The organism is Hymenobacter aerophilus DSM 13606 (genome assembly GCF_000382225.1).
Classification (GTDB): domain Bacteria; phylum Bacteroidota; class Bacteroidia; order Cytophagales; family Hymenobacteraceae; genus Hymenobacter; species Hymenobacter aerophilus.
In genome coordinates this window covers 110,220-137,195 of the sequence record NZ_KB907801.1, presented here as the reverse complement: position 1 = coordinate 137,195, position 26,976 = coordinate 110,220, and the positions used below count along the sequence as shown (strand labels likewise).

Below are 26,976 nucleotides of genomic sequence, written 5' to 3'. Positions count from 1 at the left end.
CGAGATGGTGAGATGGTGAGTTTGATGTTTTGGGGGCCTCACGGCACAACTCGTGTAGTTAGGCCCCCAAAACATCAAACTCACCATCTCACCATCTCACTATCTCACCGCTAAGTAGGCCGGCCGCTCGTAGAAAGGTCGCAGCAGCTCGATAACGTCGAGGGCATCGGCCAAGGCCTGGTGGGCCACGGTGTCGTCGGCGAAGTGGGCGCGGGCCTTGCAGGTTTGCATGGTGGGCAGGCGGGTGTCTTTGCGCCAGTTGAGGTAGAAAGCGGCCGGGTCGAGCATGGCGGGCTCGGCCCGCACCAGCGTGCCGTAGCCGGGCAGCTCGCGCAGAAAGCCCAGGTCGAAGGAGGCAATGTTCTTGCCGGCCATCGTTACGGCCACGCAGTCGTTTTTATCGGTTTTGAAGCCCTGGGCCAGCAGAAACTCCCGTAGTTGGGGCAGCAGCTCGGTTGGTTCGCACAGCTCGGGGTTGGGTTCCTTCCGGGCCAGCTCGCGTAGCAGGCCCGCGTTGAGGGCCAGGGCGCCGGCCGTGCCCACGTACTCGGGGTGGCGCACCACCCGCCGGAAGTACGGCAGTTCGGCCAGCGGCCGCAGGTTTTTGGTGTCTTCCACTACGGCCGCCAGCTCCAGAATCTGGTGACGGGCGGGCCGGCCGCCGGTGGTTTCGAGGTCGAGCGAGATATAGCGCATAGTGCCGGATTGTACGAGCGGGGCTGCTGCTGGTTCCCGAACTGCTTTGCCGTGGAGCAGCAATTTATTTTGCGGAGGGCCACCTTGCCTGGTTGTTATTCGGCTGATTATTCCGTTTTTTGCCCGGACGCCCTATTTGCAGCCTTACCAGCTTATTACTCTGTTAGTTTATGTCATTACCCCTACTACTTGCCCGGTTGCTGGCCATCGGTCTGGTACTACCCGCCGCAACTGCCCAGGCCCAGAGCCAGCCGCCGCCAATGGCCGCCTACGCGGCCCCGATTCCCGAATCCGTCCGGCAGGTATATACCGCCGCCGACCCGGTTTCGTCGCTGCTCTACAATGGCCCCGAGTACGTGAACTACGCCATGCGCTACGCCGTGCAGACGGGCCACCAGTTTTTTCTGGCACCCGAGCCCCAGCCCGGCAGCGTATTCTACCACCACCAGCCATTCGACAACCTGCAACTGCGCTATGATGTGGTGCTTGATCAGGTAGTGCTCACGCAGCCCACCAGCCCGCTGACGTTGCGGCTCGTAAACGAGAAACTGGACCGATTTACCATTGCCGGCCACCGTTTCGAGCGGCTGCGGGCCGCCGATAGCACCGCCAGCGGCTTGCCCGCTACCGGCTACTACGAAGTGCTGGCCGAAGGCCCGGTACGGCTGCTGGCCCGCCGCACCAAGCGCAAACAAGAGCGCATTGAGGGGCGCGTGGTACGAGCCGAATTTATTGGTAATGACCGGCTCTATATCCACAAGGCGGGCCGCTATTACGCGGTCAACTCCAAATCGGCGGCGCAGAAGCTGCTGGCCGACCGCGAGTCGGAGGTGCGCGCCTATATGCGCCAGAACAAGCTGAAGCTTAAAAGAAAGCAGTTTGAGCGCGACTTAACGCAACTCACTGCTTTCTACAATCAGCTGCCCCCCCGTTAATTTCGGTCTGTTTGTTCCTTGCTGTAAGTTATCCGACAGCCGGTTGCCTGTGGCCGGCAACGTCCTTTTCGCCTCGCGCTTTTATTCTGGTATGAAGCACTTATACTCGTTCCTTCTCTTACTATCGGTTCTACTACTCATCGGGCCGCGCGGCTACGGCCAGCAGCAGCCCGGCGCGAAAACTGTTACTGGTAATTTCACGCGGGTACCGTTCGGGCAGTTTGTGCGCGAACTGGAAACCCAAACCGACTACCGCTTTTATTATGACAACACGGCCCCGCCCGACAGCTTTCGGGTGAGTCTGGAGGCGCGCGAACTGCCCTTGGCCACGGTGTTGCGGCGCGTGTTCGAGGGCACAGCCTACCGCTTCGCCCTCACGCCTGATGGCCGGGCCTTCATTACGAGCGAGGTCAGCATCGAGCCCGAGTTATCCCGGTTATTTTTCCGGCCCGCCGGCACGCTCAGCGAGGGGCCGGTAGCCGCGGCCCCCGAAGACCTGACGCCCACAGCCGCCCCCACCCGCTCGCGCTATGTAACGGTGGCCGAGTACAAGGTGTACGAAATCGGGACGGGCGGCGGCAGCGGGCCCGTTACGCTGGCGGGCCACATCCGCGACGTGAAATCGGGCGAGCCGGTAATCGGGGCCACTATCTACTCCGAGAATCCCAGCGTGGGCACCAGCACCGACCAGTTCGGCTTCTACTCACTTACGCTGCCGGCCGGCCGCTACACGCTGCAAATCCGGAGTGTGGGCAGCAAAAACACCCGCCGCCAGGTGATTCTGCGCGGTAGCGGCCGCCTCGAAATTGAGGTGGAGGAAGACGTGACCACCCTGAAGGAAGTAGTGATTGAGGGCGAGAAGGATAAGAACATATCCAGCACCCAGATGGGCCTCGAAAAGCTGGACATCAAGACCATCAAGCAGGTGCCCACCGCCTTCGGCGAGGCCGATATTCTGCGGGTGGTACTCACGTTGCCGGGCGTGAAATCGGTGGGCGAAGGCAGCACCGGCCTGAACGTGCGCGGCGGGGCCACCGACCAGAACCTGATTCTGTTCAACGACATGACCGTGTATAACCCCTCGCACCTGTTCGGGTTCTTTTCGGCCTTCAACCCCGACATGTTGCAGGGCGTGGAGCTGTACAAGAGCGCTATGCCGGCCAAATACGGCGGGCGGCTCTCGTCGGTGCTTGATATTACGACCCGCGAGGGCAACAAGAAGAAGTTCAGCGGCGCCGGTGGCATCGGGCCACTCACCAGCCGCCTGACGCTGGAGGGGCCGATTATCAAGGAGAAAAGCTCATTTCTAGTAGGCGCCCGGGCCAGCTATTCCGACTGGCTTCTAAAGCGGCTTTCCGACAGCAAATTCCGGCAAAGCTCGGCCGGCTTCTCCGATTTCAGCGCCCACCTGAGCCACCAGTTCAGCGACCGGGATGCCGTGTACGCCACCGGCTACTACAGCACCGACCGGTTCCGGCTGGCTTCGGATACCACTTACCGCTACGCCAACAAGTCGGCCAGCCTTAAGTGGCGGCACAATTTCAGCAACCAGCTCTACGGCGTACTCACGGGCGCCTTCAGCCACTACGATTACGACATCACCAGCGAAGACAACGAGGTAAATTCGTCGCGCCTGCAGTACTCCATCAACCAAACCAGCCTGCGGGCCGACTTCAGCTACTACCCCAACCCCAAGCACAGCCTCGATTTCGGCGTTAGCTCGCTGCTTTATAACGTGAGCCCCGGCAGCCTGAAGCCGCTCAAGGATGGCTCGCTCGTGGTGCCCAACATTCTGGACCGCGAGCAGGCCGTGGAAAGCGCCGTGTACGTGTCGGACAAGATTGATGTGAACCAGCGGCTGTCGGTATCGGTGGGGCTGCGCTACTCGCTCTACAACGCGCTGGGCGCCCGCACCGTGAACGAGTACGCACCCGGCGAATCACGCTCCGAAAACACGCTTATCGGCACCCAATACTACGGTCCGGGCAAGGTACTGGCTACCTACCACGGCCCCGAGTACCGCGCTTCGGCCCGCTACTCGCTCTCCGACAACTCGTCGGTGAAGCTCAGCTACAACCGCACCCGCCAGTACATCAGCCAGCTCACCAATACGGCCTCCGTGTCGCCGGCCGACACGTGGAAGCTGGCCGACAACAACATCCGGCCCCAGGTGGGCGACCAGGTGTCGGTGGGTTACTACCGCAACTTCAAGTCGAATACCATCGAGACATCGGTGGAAACCTACTACAAATCGTTGCGTGACTTTGTGGACTATAAGGGCGGCGCCGTGCTGCTGCTCAACCGCACCATCGAAACCGACATCATAAACGCCGAGGGCAAGGCCTACGGGGTAGAGGTGCTGGTGCGCAAGCTAACGGGCAAAGTGAACGGCTGGGTGAGCTACACCTACTCCCGCTCGCTGGTACGGGCCAACGCCGGCACGCCCGCCGACCAGATAAACAACGGCCGCTACTACGCCAGCAACTTCGACAAGCCCCACGACGCGACGCTGGTGGGCAACTACCGTTTCAGCCGCCGCTTCAGCACCTCGCTCAATTTCAACTATAGCACCGGCCGGCCCATCACGCTGCCCATTGCCAAGTACTACGCCGGCAACTCGCTGCGTGTGTTCTACTCCGACCGCAACGCCTACCGGGTGCCCGATTATATGCGGATGGACCTGGCCTTCAATATCGAAGGCAACCACAAAGTGCAGAAGCTGGCCCACAGCTCGGTGACGCTGGGCATCTATAACCTCACGGGCCGCCAGAACCCCTACTCGATTTATTTCAAGTCGGAAAACGGGCAGATTAAGGGCTACAAGCTGTCGATTTTCGGCCGGCCCATCCCCACGGCAACCTACAACTTCAAGTTCTAGATGAAAAAGCTAACTGTTTTTCGGCACGGCCTATGGTTGCTATTGCTGCTGGCAGGACTGGCGGGTTGCGTGGAGCCGTATGCGCCCGAGGTCATCAACGCGCCGCCCAACCTGCTCGTGGTCGAGGGCTTCATCAACGCCGATGGGCCCACCTCCATCCGCCTCTCGCGCACAATCACTCTGGCCCAGACCACGCTGCCACCGCCCGAAACCAACGCCCAATTGGCAGTCGAAGTGCAGAACGGGCCCAGCTACCCGCTCCGCGAAACCGCGCCCGGCACCTACACCGGCGCCCCGCTCAGCCTGCCCGCCGGCAGCCTATGCCGCCTGCGCATCAGCACGGCCAAGGGCCAGCAGTACGCCTCCGACTTTGTGCCCGTCAAGCGCACGCCCCCCATCGACGAGCTACAGTGGAAAGCCCAGGAGTCGGGCTTCAACTTCTACCTCAGCACCCAGGACCCCACCGGCAACAGCCAGTTCTACCGCTGGGAATACGACGAAACCTGGGAAATTATCCCTACCTATCAGCCTAATATTGGCTACTACGACACCGGAGTCGGAACCGGAAAAATTGATACTATTCGCTCCCGCCCCTATCCTTATCCGTTCAGGTGTTGGGTGAGCGAGCAATCCAATAAGGTGGTGGTGAGCCGGACCAGCGGTTTGAGCCAAGACCAGGTGCGCGACTTCCGCCTGCGCGTGCTGCCGCTCAACTCCGAGCGCTTGTTCAGCCGCTACAGCCTGCGCGTGCGCCAGCAGGTGCTCACGCGCGAAGAATACGACTACTGGCAACTGCTGGCCAAGAACACGGAAAACATCGGCTCGCTCTTCGATGCCCAGCCCAGCCAGCTCACGGGCAACGTGCGCAGCCTCGATGAGGCCGGCGGTCAGCAGGCCCTCGGCTTCGTGGGTGCCCACTCGGTGAGCGAAAAACGCATTTTCGTAGACCGCACCGACCTGCCTGCCGGCAGCAACCCGCTCACCGGCTACGAGAGTTGTAGTCCACTTACCTTACTCAACCTTGTTGAGCCATTTCCACCACCTCCCCCCGAGGAAAAGGCACAAACCCTATACGGAGCTTTCCATGATGGTAGTTTCGTTCCGATTTTCGAGGTTGCCAAAGGGGTCGAATTTGCCTCCCGCGACTGTGTCGACTGCCGTACCCGTGGCACTACGGTGCGGCCTGACTTCTGGTAGTAGCCAATATACCTCCCAGCTCGTTTTCGATATTTCAATCTTTGGTGACTTTATGCTTTCCCTGACCGTTTCTAGTAAAGCGCCCTCACGGTATCGGATGCAGCAGTTGCTGGCGCTGATTCTGCTGCTGCTGGCAGGGCTGGCGGGCTGTGTAGAGCCGTATGCGCCGGAGGTTATCAACGCGCCGCCCAACCTGCTCGTGGTCGAAGGCTTTATCAACGCCGACGGGCCCACCTCCATCCGTCTCTCGCGCACGGCCGCTTTAGCTGCTAAAGTCACGCCGGCCCTCGAAACCAAGGCCCGGCTGCTGATTGAGCTGCAAAACGGGCCCAGCTACGCGCTCAGCGAAACCGCGCCCGGCACCTACACCGGCGCCCCGCTCAACCTGCCCGCCGGCAGCCTATGCCGCCTGCGCATCAGCACGGCCAAGGGCCAGCAGTACGCCTCCGACTTTGTGCCCGTTTCTTGTGCGCCCCCCATCGACGAGCTGCAGTGGAAAGCCCAGGAGTCGGGCTTCAACTTCTACCTCAGCACCCAGGACCCCACCGGCAGCAGCCAGTTCTACCGCTGGGAATACGACGAAACCTGGGAAATTATCCCGGTTTATCGGCCTGACATCCAGTATTATACCATCGGCCCTGGAAAGGGACGCCTCGGTGAAATCAGTTCGCCTTACCCCTACCCGGCCAAGTGTTGGGGCAATGAACAGTCGCCGAAGATTGTGCTGAACCAGACGGCGGGCCTAAGCCAGGATCAGGTGCGCGACTTCCGCCTGCGCGTGCTGCCGCTCAACTCCAACCGCCTGTTCAGCCGCTATAGCCTGCACGTGCGCCAGCAGGCGCTCACGCGTGAGGAGTACGACTACTGGCAGCTGCTGGCCAAGAACACGGAAAACATCGGCACCCTCTTCGATGCCCAGCCCAGCCAGCTCACGGGCAATGTGCGCAACCTCGACGAGGCCGGCGGCGGCCAGCCCGCGCTGGGCTTTGTGGGCGCGCACTCGGTGAGCGAAAAACGCATCTTCGTCGACCGCACCGAACTGCCCGCCGGCACCGTTCCGCTTACTGGCTACGAGGACTGTATGCCTCCCGACCTCACCAACCCCTACGCGGGCGACCCACCACCAACGCCCGATGAAATAGCCGCCATCCTGTTCGGTGCCTTCGATGACCCATCCTACGTGCCGATTACGCGCGTACCGGGGCAGGGCCTGTGGTCCACATCGGTTGATTGCGTTGACTGTCGGGCCCGCGGCACGGCCATCCGGCCCTCGTTCTGGTAGATTCTTATTCGGCCTTACTATGCTTCGTCTTCCTGATTCTTCTTTTTCTACTTGTCGCACCATCCTGTTGCTGGCCGGGCTGTCAGGGCTGATCAACGTGGCTGCTGCCCAGGCTCCGCTCGATTCGCTCGGCGGCCTCACTGGCCAGTTCAATCGCCAGGGCCGGCAGATGCCCCGTGAGGAGCTGTTTCTGCACCTCGACCGGCCACTGTACCTGAGCGGCGAAACGATGTGGTTCAAGCTGTACGCTACCGGTGGGGCCGAAGCCAAACCGCAGGCTCTGAGTAGCGTGGCCTACGTAGAGGTACTCGATGCCAGCCGCCAGCCAGTGCTGCGGGGCAAGGTGCCACTACGCGAGGCTACCGGCCAGGGCACATTCCTGCTGCCCTCGTCGCTGCCCTCCGGCCGCTACACGGTGCGGGCCTACACCCGCTGGATGCAGAACTTCGGACCCGAGGCCTACTTCCATTCAACCGTTACGGTGCTGAATACCTTTGCGGCTTCGGGCGCAGTACCGGCCCCCGACTCGGCGGCGCTGGCGGCGCAGTTTTTCCCGGAAGGCGGCGAGCTGGTACGCGGGCTGCGCAGCAAAGTAGCGTTCAAAATCACCGATAAGCGCGGCCGTGGGGTGGCCGCTACCGGCACCGTGCTCGATGCGCAGGGGGCAGCCGTGGCCACCTTCAGCACCCGGCGCGGCGGCATGGGCAGCTTCGAGCTTACCCCGGCGGCAAGCGGGTCCGGCGCCTACTCGGCGGTTATCAACCGGGCGGCCGGGCCCGGCCAGGCCCGGCCGCTGGCCTTTACCAGCCGGTTGCCGACGGTGCGCGAGCAGGGCTACGTGCTGAGTATATCCCCGGCCGCCAGCCCCGGCCAGCTTACGCTCAGGGTACAAGGCACCACCGGCCAGCCTGCAACCGTACTACTACTGGGCCACGCCCGCCAGCACGCTTCCCTGGCCCGGCCAGTGCAATTGCAGAACGGTCAGGCGCAGATTACCATAAACCAAAGCGAGCTGCCCGAGGGGGTGTCGCGCTTTACGCTGTTCAGTGAAACCCGCCAGCCGCTGGCCGAGCGGCTGTATTTTCGGCGCCCAAGCCACAACCTGAACCTAGCGGCCCGGCCCGACCAAGCCAATTACGCACCCCGCTCGAAAGTGAACCTGGCGGTGGCGGCTGCCAACGCGGCCGCCACCGCCAGCCTTTCGGTGGCCGTGTACCGCCTCGATTCGCTCAGTGCTACTACCGTACCCACCATCGACCAATACCTGGGCCTGACTTCGGAGCTGCGCGGCGGGGTGGAAAACCCGGGCTACTACTTCACGGCTACCGGGCCGGAGGCCGAAGCCGCCACCGACGACCTGCTGCTGGTGCAGGGCTGGAGCCGGTTTAAGTGGGCCGATGTGTTGCGGCCCGTAACTGGTCCGCCGGCTTTTCAGCCCGAGCTGTACGGCCCGGTAGTGCAGGCCCGCCTCACCCGCGCCGGCACCAACGCTCCGCAACCCAACATCACAGCCTACCTATCGTCGCCAAGCCGCGTTGTGCGCCTGTATTCTGACTACAGCGACGCCAGCGGGCTGCTGCGCTTCGAGCCCGGCAACCTGTACGGACCCCAGTCGCTGATGCTGCAAACCGACCCGCGCCAGGACAGCACCAGCCGCATTACGCTGCTCGACCCCTACTCGGAACAGTTCGCTGCCCGCCCCGCGCTGCCCGCTTTCGATGTGGCCGCCCGCTTCCGCGCCGACTACGCCCGCCGCCACCTCCAGGCCCAGGTGCAGACCGTGTTTGCGGGCAAGAAGTTCGACCGCTACCAGGTGATGCCCACCGACAGCGTACCGTTTTACGGCCGGCCCGACGCCACTTACCGGCTCGATGACTACACGCGCTTCAAGGTGATGGAAGAAGTGCTGCGTGAATACGTGCCGAGCGTAGTAGTGCGCATCCGCAACGACGGCTTCCACCTGATGGCTACCGACATGCTTAACCGCAGCCTTTTCCAGGAAAATCCGATGGTGCTGCTCGACGGGGTGCCGGTGTTCAATATCAATAAGATGATGGCCATGGACCCGCTCAAGATTCAGCGGCTCGATGTAATAAACAGCCGGTATTTCCAGGGCGAAACAGCCTACAACGGCCTCCTTAGCCTGCGCACTTACCAGGGCAACCTCGAAGGCTTCCAGCTCGACCCGCGGGTGCTGATTCAGGAGTACGAGGGCCTGCAGGAGCAGCGCGAGTTCTACGCCCCGCGCTACGACACGCCCGAGCAGCAGCGCAGCCGCCGGCCCGATATGCGCGAGTTACTCTACTGGAACCCGGCCGTAACCGTGGCCGGCCCCGGCGCGGCCCCGCAGACGCTGGAGTTTTTCACCGGCGACCAGCCCGGCCGCTACCTGGTAGAAGTCCAGGGCCTCGACGCCAGCGGCGCGGCGGGCAGCAGCCGCACTACGTTCGAAGTGCAGCCGGCGTTGTAGGCCATATTGTATCTTGTATTATACAAAAACGCGGCCCGCACAACTCCTTTGGGAGCTACGCGGGCCGCGTTTTGGGCTTTTAGCTTTGCAGATGCTTACGCTGACTGCTTGCTTTGGAGCTTCTGGAGTTTGTCGTAGGTCTGCTGCGACTTTTCGTACTGGCGCTCTACTTCCTGGCGCAGCTGGCCGGTGAGGCTCTGGCTGTCGAGGGCATCCTGGTAGGCTTTCAGAGCCCACTCCTCGCCGTACACGTTGGCGCCCAGAATTGCTTTTTCGTCGGAGCCGGTAACGGCCGCTTTGGCATCCATCCAGCGGCGGTAGAGCTTGCCCTTGAGGGTGGTGCTGGTCTGGCGCCCACCACCAAGCTGGCGCAGGTGCTGGTTGAGTTGATTGGCAAACTGCTGGCTCTGGCTCACCAGTTGCTTGTAGTAGCCGGTCAGTTCGGCATCCTTGCTCTCATCAACGGCCCGCTGGTAGCCGGCAATGCGGTCATTCACGAACAGCAGCAGCTCCTGCAGCGTGTCGGTTTCGTCGTCGGATACGGCCGTTTTCTTACCCTGGGTTTTGTTGACGAGGTAGCTTACGCCCAGCGCCAGCAGGGCGCCGCCCACGAGCTTGCCCAACATCCCCGAGGGCTTGGCTTTGGAGTTGGTGTCGTTGTTGGAATCAGTTTGAGCAGATTTCATAAGGAAGTGGAATTGGGTTCAATCGGCTTACGCCAAACCCTGCCAGATGGTTAGCAGACCACCCGCCATCAGCCTAGTGCGCGTGCCGGACGCCCGCCTCCACGGCGGTGGCCAGCCGGTTTTCGGGCGGGGGCACCGGGCAGGCGTAGCCCGGCGCGTAGGCGCACGAGGGGTTGTAGGCCTTATTGAAATCGAGCACCACCTGCCCGTCCCGGATCTGGCCGCGGCGCAGGTCGAGGTAGCGGCCGCCGCCATAGGAGCCGCGGCCGTTGGTGCGGTCGGTGAAGGGCACGAACAGGTAGTCGCGGTAGGCGGGCTTGTTCAGCAAGGCCAGGTTCTGGTACACCGACAGCTGACGGGGCTGACCATCCAACTCGAAATGCAGCTCGCCAAACTTGCGGTACAGCGGCCGGCTGGCCGTGCTGGTGGGCATGGCGAAAACCGGCCCCAGCGAATCGGCCACGAAACGGGCCGGTACACAGGCGGCATCCGAAAGCGGGTAAAAGGGTAACCCCGTAAAGGTCTGGCGCTCTTTGGCCGACAGCGGACTGCGGGCCGGATCAGTAAACTCGGCGTTCAGGTCACGCTGGAAATCGGCTACCTGCCGGGCGTGCTCGGCGGGGGCGGGTATTTGGGTGGCGGCGGGCTGAGCCCGTAGCGGTGTGGCGAGCAGCAGTGGCAGCCCCGCCAGTAAAACAGATAGTCGGCAAACCATTGGCAGCGAAAATAGTAGAGAGAAAGCCCCGGAACCGGCCTCAAGATACGGCTCCGGTTTCTGCCGCCGGCTGCCGGCCCGGCCGTTTTCCCTTCTCGCCCCGCCCTGCGTACCTTCGCTATCCTATGACCGACTCTGCCGAAACTCCCGCCGTTGTTCCCGCCGCCCCCGTTCGCAAGCTGTTCCTGCTCGACGCTTTTGCCCTCATTTACCGCGCCCACTTCGCCTTCAGCAAGAACCCGCGCGTGAACTCCAAGGGCCTCAACACCGGGGCCATCCTGGGCTTTACCAATACGCTGGTCGAGGTGCTGCAGAAGGAAAAGCCCACCCACATCGGCGTGGCCTTCGATGCGGCCAAGAAAACCTTCCGCCACGAGCAGTACGCCGATTACAAGGCCCAGCGCCAGGCCATGCCCGAGGATATCGGCCTGGCTATTCCGTATATCAAGCAGATTATCAAGGCCTTTCACATTCCCATTCTGATGGTGGAGGGCTTCGAGGCTGACGACGTGATTGGCACGCTGGCCGGCCGAGCCGAGGAGCAGGGCTTCGGCGAGGTGTACATGATGACGCCCGACAAGGACTATTGCCAGCTGGTAACCGAGTGCGTGAAAATCTACCGGCCGGCCTTTATGGGCAACGCCGCCGAAATCCTTGATGTGGCCCACGTGCTCCAGCGCTTCGAGATTGAGCGCGTGGAGCAGGTAATTGACATTCTGGGCTTGCAGGGCGACGCCTCCGACAACATTCCGGGCATTCCGGGCATCGGCGAGAAAACGGCCAAGAAGCTGATTCAGGAGTACGGCTCGGTGGAAGGGCTGATTGCCAACGTCGATAAGCTCAAGGGCAAGCAGCAGCAGAACGTGCGCGAGTTTGCCGAGCAGGGCCTGATGAGCAAGGAGCTGGCCACCATTCACCGCAACGTACCCATTGAGTTTGAGGCCGACAAACTCATCATCGACCAGCCCGACATGGACGAGCTGCGCCGCCTGTTTGATGAGTTGGAGTTCCGGCAGCTGGCCGCCCGCGTGCTCGGCGACGGGGCCGCGGCGCCCGGCGTGACCCTCGGCGGCACCCCCACCCCGCGCGGCGCCCGGCGGCCCAAGGTAGCCACCGCCGGTCAAGGTAGCCTGTTCGGGGCCTCTTCCGATGCGGCCGTGGCTATTGGCGCCGAGGAAGGTGGCACCGGCCACGCGGGCGCGCCCGCCGGCCCCCGCCGCACCCTCGAAAACGTGGCCCATCAGTACCATTTGATGGATACGCCCGCGCTGCGGGCCGAGCTGCTGGAGTTTCTGCTGCTGCAAACCGAAGTCAGCTTCGACACCGAAACCACCGGCCTCGACACCATGACCTCGCGGCTCGTGGGCCTCTCGTTCTGCTGGCTGCCCGGCGAGGCCTACTACGTGCCCGTGCCCCAGGACAACGAGGAAGCCGCCCAGGCGCTGGTAGACGAGTTCCGGCCGTTTTTCGACGCCGAGCAGATTGTGAAGGTGGGCCAGAACATCAAGTACGACCTCACCATCCTTAAGCACTACGGCGTCGAAATCCGGGGGCCGCTGTTTGACACCATGCTGGCCCACTACCTGCTGGAGCCCGACATGCGCCACGGCATGGACGTGCTGGCCGAAACCTACCTGCACTACACGCCGGTGCCCATTACGGCCCTCATCGGCCCCAAGGGCAAGAACCAGAAAACCATGGCCGACCTGCCGCCCGCCGAGGTATCGGATTACGCCTGCGAGGATGCCGACGTAACGCTACAGCTCAAGCACGTCTTCGAGCCGCTGCTGAAGGAAGTGGGTTTGCTGGACTTGCTGAACGAGGTGGAAAACCCGCTGGTGCCGGTGCTGGCGGCCATCGAGTACGAAGGCGTGAAGATTGACTCAGCAGCCATGGGCGAGTATTCGGCCGAGCTGCAGGGCTACATCACGGAGCTGGAAAGCCAGATTTACCAGGAGGCCGGCGAGGAGTTCAACATCGGCTCGCCCAAGCAGCTCGGCGAAATCCTGTTTGATAAAATGGACCTGGGCGGCAAGAAAATCAAGAAAACCAAAACCGGTCAGTACGCCACCGGCGAGGAAATTCTGAGCCAGCTGGCCGCCGATGCCCCCATTGCGGGCCTGATTCTGGAATACCGCCAGCTCAGCAAGCTGCGCTCTACCTACGTCGAGGCCCTGCCCCAGCTGGTGTGCGAGCTGGATGGGCGCGTACACACCAGCTTCAACCAGGCCGTAACGGCCACCGGCCGGCTCAGCAGCACCAACCCCAACCTCCAAAACATCCCCATCCGCACCGAGAAGGGCCGCGAAATCCGCAAGGCCTTTGTGCCCCGCGACGCCGACCATCTGTTATTGGCGGCTGACTACTCGCAGGTGGAGCTGCGCATCATGGCTGACTTCGCGGGCGACCAGACGATGATTGAGGCCTTCCGCCTTGGCCAGGACATTCACACCAGCACGGCCAGCAAGGTGTTCAAAGTGCCGCTGAGCGAGGTCGATGGGGAGATGCGGCGCAAGGCCAAAACCGTCAACTTCGGCATCATCTACGGCATTTCGGCCTTCGGCCTGGCCCAGCGCATCGGCATCGGCCGCAAGGAAGCCACCGACATCATCGAGACCTATTTCGAGGAGTTTCCGTCCATCAAGCAGTTCATGGATGAGAGCATCAACCGGGCCCGCGAGCTGGAGTACGCCGAAACCCTGCTCGGCCGCCGCCGCTACCTGCGCGACATCAACTCGCGCAACGCCACGCTGCGCGGCTACACCGAGCGCAATGCCATCAACGCCCCCATCCAGGGCACCGCGGCCGACATTATCAAGAAGGCCATGATCAACATCCACGAGTGGCTGGTGCAGGAAAAGCTCGGCACCCGCATGATTCTGCAGGTGCACGACGAACTCGTATTCGACGCCGTGCGCGAGGAGGTTGACTACATCACGCCCAAAATAAAGGAGTTGATGGCCACGGCCCTGCTGCTGCCCCACGGCGTGCCGCTGGAGGTAGAAGTAGGTACCGGCGAGAACTGGCTGCAGGCGCACTAGCTTAGAGTATCTGGGCTAGGTGATAGGCCGTATAGCAGGGAGCCGGGCCTCTCCTGGCTTCCTGCTATGCCCCAACAACTCCATACTACCACGCTCCAAAACGTAGCCCGCGGGCTGCTGGGCACCTTTATGGTCGTGGCCGGCACCGGCCACCTCACCTTTCAGCGCCGAGCGTTTCAGGCGCAGGTACCCGACTTTATCCCGCTCGATAAAGACACTACCGTGCTGGCTTCGGGCGTAGTGGAAATCGGGCTGGGCCTGGGGCTGCTGTTACTCAAGGGCCGTAACCGGGTACGCATGGGCCTGGGGCTCGGGCTGTTCTACGCGGCCGTGTTTCCGGGCAATATTCACCAGTACACCCACCACCTGTCCGCCTTCGGCCTCGATACCGATGCCAAGCGCCTGGGTCGCCTGTACTTCCAGCCCGTGCTGATTGGCTGGGCGCTGTGGAGCACCGGGGCACTAAAGGCCCTGCTGGCCCGTCGGACCTGAGCCTGGCTTCTGGGCTGTTATTCAATGAGAACGTCTCGCCGGCCGGAGCCAGCGAGACGTTTGTCTAATCGTAATAATGATGTTTAGAGGCCGGTAAACGTAATTTCGGCCATCAGGCTTTCACCGTCTTCCGTCAGCGTCTGGCCAATGCGTAACTTGTCTTTCGTGAGTTCCTTGATTTCGTAGAGTTCCGCGCTGGTGGTGCCTTTCATTTCCAGTAGCAGTAGAATCGTGCCATCAGCATTGATATCCCAGCCGCTAACTGTGGTTTGCGGTTCGGTTGGGTCGCACCGTTCCTTGCCTTGGTCAAAAACGAATGTTTTATCGGTCTTGAACTGGTAAAAATCGTCCTGTTGGCACTTCGGCGAATCCTTGTAAATATCCTCTATTGGTGCGCTGCCCAGCTTGACAGTAAAAGAGGAAATGCGCCAGTTGTGGGCCGTGAGCAGTTCGGTTTTGGTAACCGGGTTCGGATCATCGTCTTTGCTGCACGAGGTGAACGACCCAACAGTGAGCATAGCAACAGCTGCCAGCAACGAGTACTTTTTCATTAGCGAAGGGAATAATTGAACGTGAATAATGCGGTGCAAATAAGCAACAATCTGGCTCCAGCTTTCTGGCAGGAAATTGCAGGAACTCCGTAGGCCAAAATGCTAAATGATTGAGTTGCGCCAGTTCTGGCAACCAAGCCGGGCAGAAAACCAACCTTCGTCCGAAGGTCAGATTAGGCTCATTTCCGTTGTTTTACTTCACTTTATAACTCAGCTTAAAGGTAACGGCGTTGCCAAAGATGTCTCCCGTTGCGCTGAGTTTCAGCGATGAATCTGTTAGCTCAGTCACCGTCAGCTCCTCGGCATCATCACCCTGCGGGGTAAGCGTAAGCTTCGATTGGTCCGCATTCAGCGACCAAGCTCCTGTTTCGGCGTTCGGCGGGCTACACACGTTGGTATTATCGTTGAGCGTATAGGTGCCGCCGTTGTTGGTGTTGGTAAAACGGTAGTAGTCATCTCTATCGCACTCTTCATACAGCCCCGCATCGAAAGCATCTCCGGTTTGGCCCCCGACTGTAACAGTCGCTTCGCTCAGGATCCAGTCGTGAGCCGCCAACAGTTCCGCCTTCGTTTTAGGCTTGGGCGCTTCCGATTTTTTATCGTCGCCGCAACCAGTCAGGGTACCAGCGGCCGCCAAAGCCAGCAGCAGAAAGGAGTTCTTCTTCATAATAGGTGGAAAGAGGTGATAAAAGGAAACGGATAGCCGGTCACCAACGCCTTTAAAATTGTCGATTACCGATTTCTCAAATATAGCTTCCTTTTTAGGGCCTCCGGAAAAAACAATCTGCATATTTCAGACGCTACATTTTAGCCGGGCGTCCTATTAATACTTTCATTACCAACAGGGTACACTAACTATTCCGGGACTTTTGAATTTCCGGTTATCCAGTCCAGTTGCATCAAAAATAGCTACTTGAAGCCGAGCAGTAGTGTCAACCACTCCCGCCGCCGCACAACCTCAGGTTGCCAGCGGCTGTTACTACGGGTACTATGCAAGATTCTCTTTCCTTCGATGTGGCCGTAATCGGGGCCGGGCCGGTGGGGCTGGCCTGCGCCCTGGAGGTGCAGCGGCGCGGCCTGCGCGTGGTGGTGCTCGACAAGGGCGCGCTGGTGAACTCACTGGTCGGCTACCCCACCAACATGGAGTTCTTCTCGACGCCCGAGCTGCTCGAAATCGGGGGCTACCCCATGAGTACGCTGCACTACAAACCCCTGCGCGAAGATGCCCTCGACTACTACCGCCGCGTGGCCCAGGCCGAAAACCTCACGCTGCGTCTCTACGAGCGCGTAATCGGGCTGGAAGGCGAACAGGATAATTTCACCGTCGTCACCGATAAGGGCCGGCTGCACACGCGCTACGTAGTGGTAGCCACCGGCTTCTACGACCTGCCCAACTACCTGAACGTACCGGGCGAAGACCTGTCCCACGTGTCGCACTACTACAAGGAGCCCTACGCCCATGTGGGGCAGGATGTGGTGATTATCGGGGCCAAGAACTCGGCGGCTAAAGCGGCGCTGCAGTTGCTGCGCGCCGGTGCCCGCCCCACCCTGCTCGTGCGCGGCCCCGAAATTCCCGAGTCCGTCAAGTACTGGATCCGGCCCGACCTCGTCAACCGGATCAAAGAAGGGCGCATCGGTGCCCTGTTCAACAGTACCGCCACGCGTATAACGCCCGGTGCCGTGGAGGTGGCCACGCCCAACGGCCCGCAAACGCTGCCGGCGCAGTTCGTGTATGCCCTCACCGGCTACCACCCCGATTTCTCGTTTCTGAGCGCACTGGGCGTAGCCTGTGGCACCGATGCGGCCCAGACACCCGCCCACAACGCCGAAACACTCGAAACCAACCGGCCCGGCCTGTACCTGGCCGGCACCGTATGCGGCGGCCGCAACACCAGCCGCTGGTTTATTGAAAACGGCCGTTACCACGCCCAACTCATTGCTGCCCGTCTGGCCGGCGAGCCGGCCCCGGCCCTGCCCAGCGTGGTGCAGCCGGTGCAGCTAGCAAGCTGAAACCTCAGCAAGCCCGAACGCAAAAAAAGCGCCCACCTCAGCTGAGGCGGGCGCTTTTCAGTAAGTAGGAACGCTGCTGGTTATGGGAACTTCACGCCCCGGTAGTCGTTGGGGTTTACCGTGGGCACCTTGGCACCGTAGGTCGAGTTGATAACCTTGATCATCTCGTTGGCTATAATGGCGTAGCCGCGGGGCGTGGGGTGCACCCCGTCGAGCGAGAACAGGTTGCCGCTTACGAAGCCAGCCGTGTTGTTCACACCATTTGCTACAATGCCATTGGAGGCCACTGTAGCGAAGAACGCGTTGGCATCGAACACGGCCAAACCGCGGGCACTGGCACTGGCCTTGATGGCCGCGTTTAGCTCTCCCGTGCGGGTGGCTACATTCTTTGCTTCAGCTTCATCGAGCACCAAGTTGTTAGGCAGTGCATTGGAAATAGCGGCCAGTGCGCCGGCTACTTCAGCAGATGCACCCGGAATTACCAGGCCGATTCCACCTGGGAACAGATTGGGTGATACCGGTGCCGAGTTGATGAAGCTACTAGCTGGAAGCAGGATCAGGTCTTTGGCCGTAGCTTCCCGGATTGGCTTCTTCGCATCGCTGGTTTTTATGTACAGGCCAAAACGAGTGCCTTCTGGCAATGGAGCTCCGGCAGGCAAACCCAAACTGGCCCCAATAACAGGCACCAACTCTGGGGGGATTGGCGTACCCTGCACCTGAGCTATTACCCCTGCAGTAGGCACAGTAGTGAAGAGCGGTACATTGCTAACATTCGGAATAGTAACTACCAAACCTTTAGCGCCACTCGTCGTCAGTGCGTCAAGCACCTGGTCGTATTTGGTAGTGAACTCGCCCACCTCCGTGAGTGGCGCAGCAGTGCCGCCCGAACTGGCGTAGCCCAATACATCGTTGTTGCCCAGCCAGTTGGTGAAGAAGGTAGGCTTCAACGTAGCCACCCGCTCCTGCACGTACTGCAAGTAGGTTGAAGGACTGCTGGCCGGGAGCAGGCGCTCGAAGTACTGGTTGAAGCCCAAAGGGTTGTTCAGCCCATAGCCCGGCGTCAGCACATCGGCCACCCGAATGCCGGGTACGCCGAGGTTCTGGTTGCCAGTACCATCGTAGCGGGACAACAATGGCGTTTTACCATCAGCGCCCAAACCTACAATGGCGAGGTTGGCGGTTTCCGGACCGATGGTTGGTGAGCCGTTGTTGAAGCCCGTAATCTTCAAATATCCCCCGCCATTGAATCCGTTATCCGGAAACAGGGGCTGCTGAAATTCGCCGCCACCGGCTTTGGCGAACTGCTGCGCCAGAATGGAAGGAAACGAGTTCTGCTGGCCTTCCAGATACAGGCCGCCATCGGAGAAGCCGGACGTCAGGGAGTTACCTACGGCAACGTAAGTGGTGAAATCGGCCGTGCCACTGCTGGGCTCGAAATCCTTTTCCAGGTCGGGCTGGCAGGCGCTCAGACCTAGGCCCAGCAGGGCCAGCATCGGCGCGGTTTTGCGGAACAAAGTAGTAGTCATGAAATCGGAGATGAAGCGCGGTGAGAATTAGAACGTGTAATTCAGGCCGATGCCGGGAATCACGATGTTGGTCTTGTAGGTGCCGGCGATGCGGTCAGTCGTACCATTGGTCAGCAAATCCTGCTGGGTCTGGGTGCGCTTCTTGATGCCGACATACTGGGCCGACAGATCAACCCCGAACTTGCCGAAGTTGTAGGAGGCGCCGATGGTACCGCCTAGACGGTCGTTGTCGGGCGTTTCGGGCGTTACGAAGCCATCCTTCACGGGGCTCTCGTCATACGAGCCGCCGGCGCGCAACGTCAGGCCGCTGGTCAGCTTGTACTGGCCGCCCACGCGGAAGGTCAGGGCATCCTGGTACTCGCGCTTCGACTCGCTCACCTTCGAACCGTTGATGTCCTGGGTGAAATCGAAGCGCAGGGTGCGGTAGGCGCTCCAGTTGGCCAGGCTGGCATCAATGCCGATGGTCAGGTTTTCGGTGGGCATAATGCCGAAACCGATGCTGGTAGTGGCAATCAGCGGCAGCGTAGCCGAGAACTTGGTGCCACTCGGGAAGCGTGGGGCAAACACCGGCGAATCGATGCCGCTGAACGTAACGTCGCCGTCCTTTACATGAGCGTCAATCTTCGAGCGGTAGTTGATACCGACGCTCAGCTTTTCGGAAGGCTTGAAGAAGATACCGGCATTGAAACCCAGCTTGGTTTCGGCCTTGCCGTCGAGCTCAATGTGGCCGTAGGAGTCGGGCAGCGGAATGTCGCGCTGCAGGTTTACCGAGCCATGGGCCAATACCACCAGGCCGGCACCGATGCTCAGCTGGTCGGTGATGGCGTAGCTCACGGTGGGCTGCACGAACACCGATTTCAGGTCGATATCGGTCAGGGCCGTGCGGCCTTCCCAGCCATCGGCGTACTGTAGCTTGCTGCCGAAGGGCGTGTACACGGCAATACCCGCCCGGAATTTCCCTTCCTGAGGACCGAAACCGGCAAACAAACTCACTGGCGTCACTACGCTGTTGCGTAGCTCGCGCTGCTGGTTGCTGCCTTCGGCTACAAACGAGTTGCGGGCAAACGTGAAGTTGGCGCCCACCTGCACCCCCCGCTCGCGCACCATGGCCAGGGCGCCGGGGTTGTAGAACATCGCAGCCTGGTCGAGGGATAATCCCACGCCAACGCCGCCCATGCCGTTGTTTTTGATGCCGGCCAGGGTTACCTGGTAGCCACCCGCCGAGGCCGCGGTAGCCGAAAGCAGCGCACTTCCTGCCAGAAGTAGAGACTTAAATTTCATACAAAGGGTGAAAGAGTGAGAATTTGGGGGCTTAACGCCCCTAAATGTAAGCAAAAAGACAAGCTGTAGTAGGCAAGCCGAACAAATTTGCAGCACCACCCAAACGGGCATGCAATAGCCCACTTGATTTACCGGGCAACCGTCGGAAGATTAGGTGCTGATACTTAGGCCGAAGGAAGGATTTCGCGGGAAACTAAATCGAGCTGCTGGCCGGCCACGAGCAGGTGCAGGCGCAGGTCCTGGCCGCTCACGGGCTCGCCCCGCCCGATGCGGCCCACGTTGGTGTCGTGCGCCTCGCGCGCATCCATCACGGTGGCCACGCCGTCGCCGAACACGGTGGCGTGGCGGCCGCCGCGGATGATAATGCCGGTTTCTTCGGCCAAACCCAGGCCCAGGCAGGCGGGGTGCGCCAGCAGCGCGTGGGCCAGCCGCCCAAAACGACCGCGCTCGGCAAAGTGCTGGTCAATAAACAGGCGCGGCAGCAGGTTCAGGCCCGGCCCCGTCTGGATGCCGCCCTTGCGCAAGGACCGCCAGCCGTAACCATCCACAATCATCTGCTCGGCCAGGGCCGCGGCCCCGGCGCTGGTGCCGGCCACAATAAAGTTTTCGTCCTCGTAGAAGCGCTGGCGCAGCTGGCGGGCGAATTCGGTATCGGCCAGCAGCTGCATCAGCCGCTCCTGGTCGCCGCCCGAGAAGAACACGAGGCCCGCTTTGGCCAGGCGGCGCAGGTTGGCCGGCGCATCGGCCGGCTGCCGCTCACTGACGGGCATATGCCGGGCGGCCGGGCAACCCAGCTCGCGAAACGACCGCTCGTAGGCCGTGCCGGTTCGGGCCGCATTGCGCCACGAAGCCGCCGTCACGATTTCGACCGGCGTTTCGGGGGTGGGCAGCAGCTCGCCGAGCAGAGCCAGCATGGCGTCATCGTCGCCGCCGCCAAGGGCGACGAGCGTGCCGAGGGGAAGGGCGGCGGGCGGTTGGGGCATGGCGAAGCGGCGGAGGCGAAGGCCAAAAGTACACCCCCCATCGGATTCGGCAAGCCCGCTGCCGGTGGCCGGCAGTGGCCAGCGAACCGCAGAACCCGGCCGAGCTGGGCTGTAGCGGCTGCCCCCAGGTTGGCTGGCGCCCGTAGAACAGGCTGCCTATTCGACATGGCATGCGGGCCAAACCGGCGGGCTGGTGGCAGAAAGTCGGGCTTTGCCGAACCGATTCGGGGCGGAAAGCCGTACTTTTGCGCGCCGGTTCGGTTCGGCCATCACCAATAGCTTCTGCCTAGCGAAAAACTGCTTCTTCCCTTCAGTCCATGAATCAGCACCCGACCCTCGAACACATTACGTCCCTGATTCAGGAAGGCGAGTTTTTCAAACTCAAGGAAGCCCTCAAGCGCTTTGAGCCCGCCGAGGTGGTGGAGCTGCTGGAAGAGGAGGAAGAACGCGAGCAGCTCATCATTTTCCGGCTGCTGCCGCTGCAGCTGGCCACCGAGGTGTTCGAGTTTCTGAGCCTCGATATTCAGAAGCACTTTCTGGCCAACCTCAGCCAGGACAAGATGTCGGACATTCTCAACGAGATGTCGCCCGACGACCGCACGACGCTGCTGGAGTTTCTGCCCGACGACCTGGTGCGCGAGCTGATTCAGCGCCTCTCGGAGCCCGAGCGCAAGATTACGCTCGAGCTGCTGGGCTACCCCGAGTCGTCGGTGGGCCGGCTGATGACGCCCAACTACATTGCCATTCGCGAGCACTGGACGGTGCAGCAGGTGTTCGACTACATCCGCCGCCACGGCGGGCAGTCGGAAACGCTGAGCGTGCTGTACGTGACCGACGAGCGGGGCAAACTCATCGACGACGTGAGCATCCGGGATTTGCTGCTGGCCGCCCCCGACACGGCCGTGAGCGCGCTGCTCAACCGTCGTTTTGTGGCCCTCAACACCATGCAGGACCAGGAAGACGCCATCGACGACTTCCGGCGCAACGACCGGGTGGCCCTGCCGGTTATCAACAGCGAAGGCGTGCTGTTCGGCATCGTCACGATTGACGACATCCTCAACATTCGGGAAGAAGAGGACACCGAGGACATTCAGAAGCTAGGCGGATCGGAGGCCCTGGACGAGCCCTACCTCGATATATCCATCTTCCGGATGGTGAAGAAGCGCGGCGGCTGGCTCGTGATTCTGCTGCTGGGCGAGATGCTGACCACCTCGGCCATGCACCATTTCGAGGATGACCTGCAGAAGGCCGCGGTCCTGGCGTTGTTCATTCCGCTCATCATTTCGGCGGGCGGCAACGCCGGCTCGCAGGCCACCACGCTCATCATCCGGGCCCTGAGCCTGGGCGAGTTCCGGCTCGGCGACTGGTGGCTGATTCTGCGGCGCGAGCTGCTGGCGGGCCTGATGCTGGGCGCCGTGCTGGGCGTGGTCGGCTCGTTGCGTATCATCCTGTGGGCCAAGTACATCAACCCCGGGTACTTCGGCCCCTACTGGGCCCTTATTGCCATAACCGTGGGCGTGTCGTTGCTGGGCATTGTGCTGTGGGGGGCGCTGTCGGGGGCCATGCTGCCGCTGCTGCTCAAGCGCGTGGGCCTCGACCCCGCCACTTCCTCGGCGCCCTTCGTGGCCACGCTGGTCGACGTAACGGGCCTCATAATCTACTTCACCGTAGCCACCATGGTACTGCGGGGCACGTTGCTGTAGGTTTTTTAAGCTGCTGGCTTTTAGCTGATGGCCGACAGCTTTTCGTTTCAACGGAATTTCAAGACCAGCAGCTTAAAGACCTGATCTTGCTATAAAAATTAGCCAACTTTCCTGTGCCTATTTTCGTTAGCAATGCAGAACCTCACTTAGCATTGAACTCATGAAAATTCCAGTTAAAAAAGGCCAGGAGAAAGGATTCCTGTCCGACGGCCGCCACACGGTCGAAATCACCGATATCGAAGAAGGCAAGAGCGAAAACCAGGGCATTCCCTACTTCGCCGCCCGCATGGAAAACGACGAAGGCTTCGTGCTCCAGCGCTTTTACCTCTCCGACGCCGGCCGACCCGTGATTATGGGCCTCTACGAAACGGTCGGCATCGAGCCCAAGGCCGGCCAGGACCTCGATACCAAGCAGCTCATCGGCAAGAAGCTGTCGGTAGAAGTGGGCGACTACACCTACAACGACCCCAACTCGGGCTCCGAGCGGACGCTGCGCCAGGCCTCGCACTTCCAGCGGGTATAGTCTGGCATTCCGTTGCAAAGCAAAGCCCCCGGTTGTGCCATATGTGGCAGCGGCCGGGGGCTCTTGTTTGCAACTTTACTTCAGCATTGTAACCCGGGCATGCTGAATATTAAACAGGTAAACTTTCGTTTTTTCCTTCGATTTACTCTTCATCTCCAGCATATCCAGCATGTTACCTTTTTTATCAAAACTGGAGCCCATCACCCCGAGTTCACCCTGCCAGAACCGAGTAATTAGTATCTGCCCATCAATCGGACTTAGCACGAAATAAGGTTTTTTATCCCCATCCCCACTAGCCAACAGTGTTTCCATTAAGCGCTTGTAGTTATTGAGGTAAATAGCAGCGCTATCAGCTTGTCCGGCTTTGCTCAATGCGTAGGCTTTTTCCAGATTAAGCATGAGGCTCAACGGGTTTCTGCGCTGGTACGAAGCCGCCAGTTCTAAGGCCGCCGTAAAATGCCCGCCAGCGTTCAGGTCATACAATCCCCGTTCCACATCTATGTCGGCATAAGGGTGGTATGCAGGCTGGCGGGTATGTCCAATCTGCAACGCCAGTAGCTCATTACTCGTCAGCTTTGGGTCGTTGGCCACGAAGCGCTTACGTAGCGCAGGATAGTAATTCGTGCTTTTAGGGTCAGAGGATTGCGCAACGATTCTAGGATAATCAACAGCGTAATCGAAAGCTGATTGTGCATTCGTACCAGCAGCCATGAGAAGCAGATACAAGAGCAAGAATATTCTGTTCATTATTTTATGCTTAGCACTTTAGGTTCGATTATTTATGCAGAAACCATCCAATATCTAGTTAAAAATCCACCCGGCCACGGTTAACCTTTTTGTCGCCGTGCTTTTTCTTGGATTCCAGGCGTTTGCGCACGGCGCCTTTGCCGGGCTTGGTGGGCCGGCGGGTTTTGGGGCGGTGCAGAGTTTTGACGAGCAGCTGATGAAACTTGAGTAGCGCCGTTTCGCGGTTGCGCAGCTGGCTGCGGTCTTCCTGGGCCGTTACCAGCAGCTCGCCTTCCTGCGTGAGGCGTGAGGCCAGCTTTTCGAGCAGCGTCTGTTTCTGCTCGTCGCTGAGCAGCTGCGAGTCGGCAATGCGGAAGCGCAACTCGACGCGGCTTTCCACCTTGTTCACGTTCTGGCCGCCCGGGCCGCTGCTGCGGCTGGTCTGGAACTGGAGTTCGGGCAGGAAGTCGGCGGCGGCAGGAAGCATGCGGGGAGGGCTGGAATGAGTAGGTAAAGATACTGTCATCCTGAGCATGTTGCGCTTAGAGCAAGGACGAAGGACCTATCCAGAAGCTATTACTTGATACTACCTTCTGGATAGGTCCTTCGTCCTTGCTCTAAGCGCAACATGCTCAGGATGACAGTATGTTAGGATGACAGACAATTTCACCACAACAGCCACCCCAGCAGCCCTAGGCGGGTGGTCCAGGCGAGGGTGCGGGGCCAGTTGGTGCGCACGAGGCCGTCGATGGCAATGTAGCTGTAGCCGTCGCGGGCGAGGCGGTTGTGAAACGGAACGCTGAGCAGAAAGGTGCTGGCCCAGGCCAGCAGCACCAGCGCCAACTGGCCCCAGCGGGCCGCCGGGCTCAGGGCCGCGCCCTGCCAAGCCAGCCAGCCGGCCGCGCCCAGCTCCAGCAGCATCGGGGCCATTACTACCCAACTGATGCGGGTGGAATGCTCGCGATGAAACTGCGCAAATTGTTCGGGCGCCACGCGGGCAAAGCCGGGGTAGTGCACGAGCTGCACCGTCCAGATAAGGCCGGTGAGGTAAGCGGCCAGGCCGAAGTTGAGTAGCAGCAGATGGGGCATTGGTTTTTGGTGAGTGGTTTATGGTTGATGGCCGCACCTGGTGAGGACGTGCTATTTGTCAATCTACTGCGTAGCTTCCCGAATCGAAAGGGTTTCAGGAACCGGCGGCTACCACCCACCAAAAACCAATAACCATAAACCAGCATGAAATACCTGTTTTGGGCGGCCCCGCTGCTGGGGCTGGCCGTAGTGGCCTGCGGACCCAACAGCAAAACCGGCGCTGCCAAGCCCGATTTGCTTAGCGCCAACCTCGACACCACCGTGCGGCCCGGCGACGACTTCTACAACTACGCCAACGGCGCCTGGTTCAAGCAGCACCCGATTCCGGCCTCCGAAAGCAACTGGGGCATCGGCAAGGAAGTGCAGAACGAAATCTACGCCCGCCTGCGCAAGCTCAACGAAGATGCGGCCCAAGCCAATGCCGCCCCCGGCAGCACGGAGCAGAAGCTCGGCGACTTCTGGGCCACCGGCATGGACAGCGCCACGGTGAACAAGCAGGGCGTCGCGCCGCTGCAAACCGAGCTGACGAGCATCCAAAACATCACGACCGTGACGGGCGTGCAGGCCGCCATTGCGCGGCTGCAGCAGTTGGGCGTGAACGCGCTGATTGGCCCCTACGTGGGCCAGGACGCCAAGAACAGCGAGAAGATGGCCCTGCAGCTCTGGCAGGCGGGCCTGGGGCTGCCCAACCGCGACTATTACTTCAACAAGGATGCGCGCACGGCCAACATCCGGCAGGAATATGAGAAGCACCTGACCAAAATGTTCGGGCTGCTGGGCCAGGATGCGGCTACGGCCCAGGCCAGCACCAGGCGGGTTATGGCGCTGGAAACCAAGCTGGCCGGCGCCTCGCGCAAGCTCGAAGCCCTGCGCGACCCTTACGCCAACTACCACAAGATGTCGTTGGCCCAGCTCGACAACCTCACGCCCGGCCTCAACTGGAAGCCCTGGCTGGCCGAAATGGCCTTCGCCAAGGCCGACACCGTGATTGTGGGCCAGCCCGAGTTCTACCAGGAGGCCGCCCGCCTGCTGCGCACCGCCCCGCTCGCCGACTGGCAGGCCTACCTGCAGTGGCAGCTGGTGCACGCCTACGCCCCCACCCTGAGCCACGATTTCGACCAGGAAAACTTCCGCTTCTACGGCACCGTGCTGCAGGGCGCCACCGAGCAGCGCCCCCGCTGGAAACGGGTGCTCGACACCGAGGAAGAAGCCCTGGGCGAGGTGCTGGGCCAGCAGTTCGTGAAGGAGTACTTCACGCCCGAGACCAAGCAGCGCTACGAGAAGCTCACCGAAAACATCATGGCCTCGTTCCGCGAGCATATCGGGGCGCTGGATTGGATGAGCGACTCGACCAAGCAGAAGGCGCTGGTGAAGCTGGGCAAAATTACGCGCAAGGTGGGCTACCCCGACAAGTGGAAGGACTACTCGTCGCTCGAAATCAAGCGCGACTCGTACGCGGCCAACGTGATGCGGGCCAACCAGTGGCGCTACCGCTACGAGGCCCGCAAGCTCGGCCAGCCCGTCGACCGCACCGAATGGGGCATGACGCCGCAGACTTACAACGCCTACTACAACCCCAGCAACAACGAAATCGTGTTGCCGGCCGCCATCTTCTCCATTCCCGGCCTGCTCGATGCCGACGCCGACGACGCCATCATCTACGGCTACGCGGGGGCCAGCACCATCGGCCACGAGCTCACCCACGGCTTCGACGACGAGGGCAGCCAGTTTGATGAGAAAGGCAACCTGCGCAGCTGGTGGACCAAGGCCGACCGCCAGGCCTTCGACCAGCGCGTGCGCGGCATCGTGCGCCAGTTCAACGGCTACCAGGCCCTCGATTCACTGCACATCAACGGGAAGGCCACGGCCGGCGAGAACATTGCCGATTTGGGTGGCATCGTGATTGGGCTCGATGCCTTCAAGAAAACCGAGCAGTACAAGAAAGGCGAGAAAATTGGCGGCCTGACGCCGGTGCAGCGCTACTTTTTGGGCTACGCGCTGGGCTGGCAGGTGCACCAGCGCCAGGAACGGCTGGCCCAGGCCCTGCTCACCGATGTGCACTCGCCGGCCCAGTACCGCATCAACGGCCCCTTCGCCGACGTGCCCGCCTTCTATGAGGCCTTCGACGTGAAACCCGGCGACAAGTTCTACCGCCCCGATTCGGCGCGGGTGAAAATCTGGTAATTCAAGCC

Annotated in this window: 22 protein-coding genes; 11 read left to right on the top strand and 11 right to left on the bottom strand. The window is 61.0% G+C overall.

Annotated elements, in window-relative coordinates; translation table 11 throughout:
- Positions 1 to 99 precede the first annotated feature (99 nt).
- Positions 100 to 696: a 3'-5' exonuclease gene (locus tag H145_RS0102125; RefSeq protein WP_019946485.1), complete on the bottom strand. Its 597-nt coding sequence runs from the start codon at positions 694 to 696 to the stop codon at positions 100 to 102.
- Between the two features lie 170 nt (positions 697 to 866).
- Here H145_RS0102125 and H145_RS0102120 point away from each other — a divergent pair, with 170 nt between their 5' ends.
- The 5 genes from H145_RS0102120 (at position 867) to H145_RS19560 (ending at position 9,458) form a co-directional block, all read left to right on the top strand.
- The gene (locus H145_RS0102120) at positions 867 to 1,631 is read left to right on the top strand and encodes a hypothetical protein (RefSeq protein ID WP_157540999.1); all 765 of its coding nucleotides are present in this window, start codon (positions 867 to 869) and stop codon (positions 1,629 to 1,631) included.
- Between the two features lie 91 nt (positions 1,632 to 1,722).
- Positions 1,723 to 4,509, top strand: coding sequence for a TonB-dependent receptor (locus H145_RS0102115; RefSeq protein ID WP_019946483.1), 2,787 nt, complete (start codon positions 1,723 to 1,725; stop codon positions 4,507 to 4,509).
- Positions 4,510 to 5,706, top strand: a complete 1,197-nt coding sequence (locus tag H145_RS0102110) for a DUF4249 domain-containing protein (protein WP_026351199.1) — start codon at positions 4,510 to 4,512, stop codon at positions 5,704 to 5,706.
- Between the two features lie 52 nt (positions 5,707 to 5,758).
- The gene (locus tag H145_RS0102105; RefSeq protein WP_240471643.1) at positions 5,759 to 6,988 is read left to right on the top strand and encodes a DUF4249 domain-containing protein; all 1,230 of its coding nucleotides are present in this window, start codon (positions 5,759 to 5,761) and stop codon (positions 6,986 to 6,988) included.
- 19 nt (positions 6,989 to 7,007) lie between these two features.
- Positions 7,008 to 9,458, top strand: coding sequence for a hypothetical protein (locus tag H145_RS19560; RefSeq protein WP_033425764.1), 2,451 nt, complete (start codon positions 7,008 to 7,010; stop codon positions 9,456 to 9,458).
- Positions 9,459 to 9,553: 95 nt separating this feature from the next.
- Here the strand turns inward: H145_RS19560 and H145_RS0102095 are convergent, their stop codons facing one another.
- Both H145_RS0102095 and H145_RS19555 read right to left on the bottom strand, forming a co-directional pair.
- Positions 9,554 to 10,144 (bottom strand): ferritin-like domain-containing protein, encoded by a 591-nt coding sequence (locus H145_RS0102095; RefSeq protein WP_019946479.1) that lies wholly within the window; start codon positions 10,142 to 10,144, stop codon positions 9,554 to 9,556.
- 73 nt (positions 10,145 to 10,217) lie between these two features.
- A complete protein-coding gene (locus H145_RS19555) occupies positions 10,218 to 10,859 on the bottom strand; it encodes a DUF1684 domain-containing protein (protein ID WP_019946478.1) in 642 nt (213 codons plus the stop codon).
- Positions 10,860 to 10,984: 125 nt separating this feature from the next.
- On the opposite strand from H145_RS19555, the gene polA reads away from it, so the two are divergent.
- Together polA and H145_RS0102080 are read left to right on the top strand one after the other, a co-directional pair.
- Positions 10,985 to 13,900, top strand: a complete 2,916-nt coding sequence (gene polA, locus H145_RS0102085) for a DNA polymerase I (RefSeq protein WP_019946477.1) — start codon at positions 10,985 to 10,987, stop codon at positions 13,898 to 13,900.
- 66 nt (positions 13,901 to 13,966) lie between these two features.
- Positions 13,967 to 14,392: a DoxX family protein gene (locus H145_RS0102080; RefSeq protein WP_019946476.1), complete on the top strand. Its 426-nt coding sequence runs from the start codon at positions 13,967 to 13,969 to the stop codon at positions 14,390 to 14,392.
- A gap of 83 nt (positions 14,393 to 14,475) precedes the next feature.
- Here H145_RS0102080 and H145_RS0102075 read toward each other — a convergent pair whose 3' ends face one another.
- Positions 14,476 to 14,943: a hypothetical protein gene (locus H145_RS0102075; protein WP_019946475.1), complete on the bottom strand. Its 468-nt coding sequence runs from the start codon at positions 14,941 to 14,943 to the stop codon at positions 14,476 to 14,478.
- Positions 14,944 to 15,136: 193 nt separating this feature from the next.
- Positions 15,137 to 15,733, bottom strand: coding sequence for a lipocalin-like domain-containing protein (locus tag H145_RS0102070; protein ID WP_083937642.1), 597 nt, complete (start codon positions 15,731 to 15,733; stop codon positions 15,137 to 15,139).
- A gap of 200 nt (positions 15,734 to 15,933) precedes the next feature.
- Here H145_RS0102070 and H145_RS0102065 point away from each other — a divergent pair, with 200 nt between their 5' ends.
- On the top strand, positions 15,934 to 16,953 hold the full coding sequence (locus H145_RS0102065; RefSeq protein ID WP_019946473.1) for a YpdA family putative bacillithiol disulfide reductase: 1,020 nt from the start codon (positions 15,934 to 15,936) through the stop codon (positions 16,951 to 16,953).
- A gap of 80 nt (positions 16,954 to 17,033) precedes the next feature.
- Here the strand turns inward: H145_RS0102065 and H145_RS0102060 are convergent, their stop codons facing one another.
- From H145_RS0102060 to H145_RS0102050, 3 genes are all read right to left on the bottom strand, one after another.
- Entirely contained in the window at positions 17,034 to 18,479 is a 1,446-nt protein-coding gene (locus H145_RS0102060; protein WP_019946472.1) for an SGNH/GDSL hydrolase family protein, read from the bottom strand.
- 27 nt (positions 18,480 to 18,506) lie between these two features.
- Positions 18,507 to 19,760 carry an OmpP1/FadL family transporter gene (locus tag H145_RS0102055; protein WP_019946471.1) on the bottom strand — a complete coding sequence of 418 codons (1,254 nt, stop codon included), beginning with the start codon at positions 19,758 to 19,760 and terminating at the stop codon, positions 18,507 to 18,509.
- Positions 19,761 to 19,924: 164 nt separating this feature from the next.
- Entirely contained in the window at positions 19,925 to 20,743 is an 819-nt protein-coding gene (locus H145_RS0102050; RefSeq protein ID WP_019946470.1) for a cyanophycinase, read from the bottom strand.
- Positions 20,744 to 21,060: 317 nt separating this feature from the next.
- On the opposite strand from H145_RS0102050, the gene mgtE reads away from it, so the two are divergent.
- Together mgtE and H145_RS0102040 are read left to right on the top strand one after the other, a co-directional pair.
- Positions 21,061 to 22,446, top strand: coding sequence for a magnesium transporter (mgtE, locus tag H145_RS0102045; RefSeq protein WP_019946469.1), 1,386 nt, complete (start codon positions 21,061 to 21,063; stop codon positions 22,444 to 22,446).
- A gap of 160 nt (positions 22,447 to 22,606) precedes the next feature.
- Positions 22,607 to 22,969, top strand: coding sequence for a hypothetical protein (locus tag H145_RS0102040; protein WP_019946468.1), 363 nt, complete (start codon positions 22,607 to 22,609; stop codon positions 22,967 to 22,969).
- A gap of 75 nt (positions 22,970 to 23,044) precedes the next feature.
- Here the strand turns inward: H145_RS0102040 and H145_RS0102035 are convergent, their stop codons facing one another.
- The 3 genes from H145_RS0102035 to H145_RS0102025 all read right to left on the bottom strand — a co-directional run bounded on the left by H145_RS0102035 (position 23,045) and on the right by H145_RS0102025 (position 24,784).
- Complete coding sequence (locus H145_RS0102035; RefSeq protein ID WP_169513149.1) at positions 23,045 to 23,680, bottom strand: DUF4919 domain-containing protein; 636 nt, start codon at positions 23,678 to 23,680, stop codon at positions 23,045 to 23,047.
- A gap of 94 nt (positions 23,681 to 23,774) precedes the next feature.
- Positions 23,775 to 24,182, bottom strand: coding sequence for an alternative ribosome rescue aminoacyl-tRNA hydrolase ArfB (gene arfB, locus H145_RS0102030; protein ID WP_019946466.1), 408 nt, complete (start codon positions 24,180 to 24,182; stop codon positions 23,775 to 23,777).
- A 179-nt stretch (positions 24,183 to 24,361) separates the two neighbouring features.
- Positions 24,362 to 24,784, bottom strand: coding sequence for a hypothetical protein (locus H145_RS0102025; RefSeq protein ID WP_019946465.1), 423 nt, complete (start codon positions 24,782 to 24,784; stop codon positions 24,362 to 24,364).
- Positions 24,785 to 24,928: 144 nt separating this feature from the next.
- Here H145_RS0102025 and H145_RS0102020 point away from each other — a divergent pair, with 144 nt between their 5' ends.
- A complete protein-coding gene (locus H145_RS0102020) occupies positions 24,929 to 26,968 on the top strand; it encodes a M13 family metallopeptidase (protein WP_019946464.1) in 2,040 nt (679 codons plus the stop codon).
- Positions 26,969 to 26,976 lie beyond the last annotated feature (8 nt).

What these genes read in the sequence shown, in the direction of transcription:
- H145_RS0102125 (WP_019946485.1), bottom strand. Translation starts at nt 696, where the DNA reads ATGCGCTATATCTCGCTCGACCTCGAAACCACCGGCGGCCGGCCCGCC.
- H145_RS0102120 (WP_157540999.1), top strand. Translation starts at nt 867, where the DNA reads ATGTCATTACCCCTACTACTTGCCCGGTTGCTGGCCATCGGTCTGGTA.
- H145_RS0102115 (WP_019946483.1), top strand. Translation starts at nt 1,723, where the DNA reads ATGAAGCACTTATACTCGTTCCTTCTCTTACTATCGGTTCTACTACTC.
- H145_RS0102110 (WP_026351199.1), top strand. Translation starts at nt 4,510, where the DNA reads ATGAAAAAGCTAACTGTTTTTCGGCACGGCCTATGGTTGCTATTGCTG.
- H145_RS0102105 (WP_240471643.1), top strand. Translation starts at nt 5,759, where the DNA reads ATGCTTTCCCTGACCGTTTCTAGTAAAGCGCCCTCACGGTATCGGATG.
- H145_RS19560 (WP_033425764.1), top strand. Translation starts at nt 7,008, where the DNA reads ATGCTTCGTCTTCCTGATTCTTCTTTTTCTACTTGTCGCACCATCCTG.
- H145_RS0102095 (WP_019946479.1), bottom strand. Translation starts at nt 10,144, where the DNA reads ATGAAATCTGCTCAAACTGATTCCAACAACGACACCAACTCCAAAGCC.
- H145_RS19555 (WP_019946478.1), bottom strand. Translation starts at nt 10,859, where the DNA reads ATGGTTTGCCGACTATCTGTTTTACTGGCGGGGCTGCCACTGCTGCTC.
- polA (WP_019946477.1), top strand. Translation starts at nt 10,985, where the DNA reads ATGACCGACTCTGCCGAAACTCCCGCCGTTGTTCCCGCCGCCCCCGTT.
- H145_RS0102080 (WP_019946476.1), top strand. Translation starts at nt 13,967, where the DNA reads ATGCCCCAACAACTCCATACTACCACGCTCCAAAACGTAGCCCGCGGG.
- H145_RS0102075 (WP_019946475.1), bottom strand. Translation starts at nt 14,943, where the DNA reads ATGAAAAAGTACTCGTTGCTGGCAGCTGTTGCTATGCTCACTGTTGGG.
- H145_RS0102070 (WP_083937642.1), bottom strand. Translation starts at nt 15,733, where the DNA reads ATGCAGATTGTTTTTTCCGGAGGCCCTAAAAAGGAAGCTATATTTGAG.
- H145_RS0102065 (WP_019946473.1), top strand. Translation starts at nt 15,934, where the DNA reads ATGCAAGATTCTCTTTCCTTCGATGTGGCCGTAATCGGGGCCGGGCCG.
- H145_RS0102060 (WP_019946472.1), bottom strand. Translation starts at nt 18,479, where the DNA reads ATGACTACTACTTTGTTCCGCAAAACCGCGCCGATGCTGGCCCTGCTG.
- H145_RS0102055 (WP_019946471.1), bottom strand. Translation starts at nt 19,760, where the DNA reads ATGAAATTTAAGTCTCTACTTCTGGCAGGAAGTGCGCTGCTTTCGGCT.
- H145_RS0102050 (WP_019946470.1), bottom strand. Translation starts at nt 20,743, where the DNA reads ATGCCCCAACCGCCCGCCGCCCTTCCCCTCGGCACGCTCGTCGCCCTT.
- mgtE (WP_019946469.1), top strand. Translation starts at nt 21,061, where the DNA reads ATGAATCAGCACCCGACCCTCGAACACATTACGTCCCTGATTCAGGAA.
- H145_RS0102040 (WP_019946468.1), top strand. Translation starts at nt 22,607, where the DNA reads ATGAAAATTCCAGTTAAAAAAGGCCAGGAGAAAGGATTCCTGTCCGAC.
- H145_RS0102035 (WP_169513149.1), bottom strand. Translation starts at nt 23,680, where the DNA reads ATGGCTGCTGGTACGAATGCACAATCAGCTTTCGATTACGCTGTTGAT.
- arfB (WP_019946466.1), bottom strand. Translation starts at nt 24,182, where the DNA reads ATGCTTCCTGCCGCCGCCGACTTCCTGCCCGAACTCCAGTTCCAGACC.
- H145_RS0102025 (WP_019946465.1), bottom strand. Translation starts at nt 24,784, where the DNA reads ATGCCCCATCTGCTGCTACTCAACTTCGGCCTGGCCGCTTACCTCACC.
- H145_RS0102020 (WP_019946464.1), top strand. Translation starts at nt 24,929, where the DNA reads ATGAAATACCTGTTTTGGGCGGCCCCGCTGCTGGGGCTGGCCGTAGTG.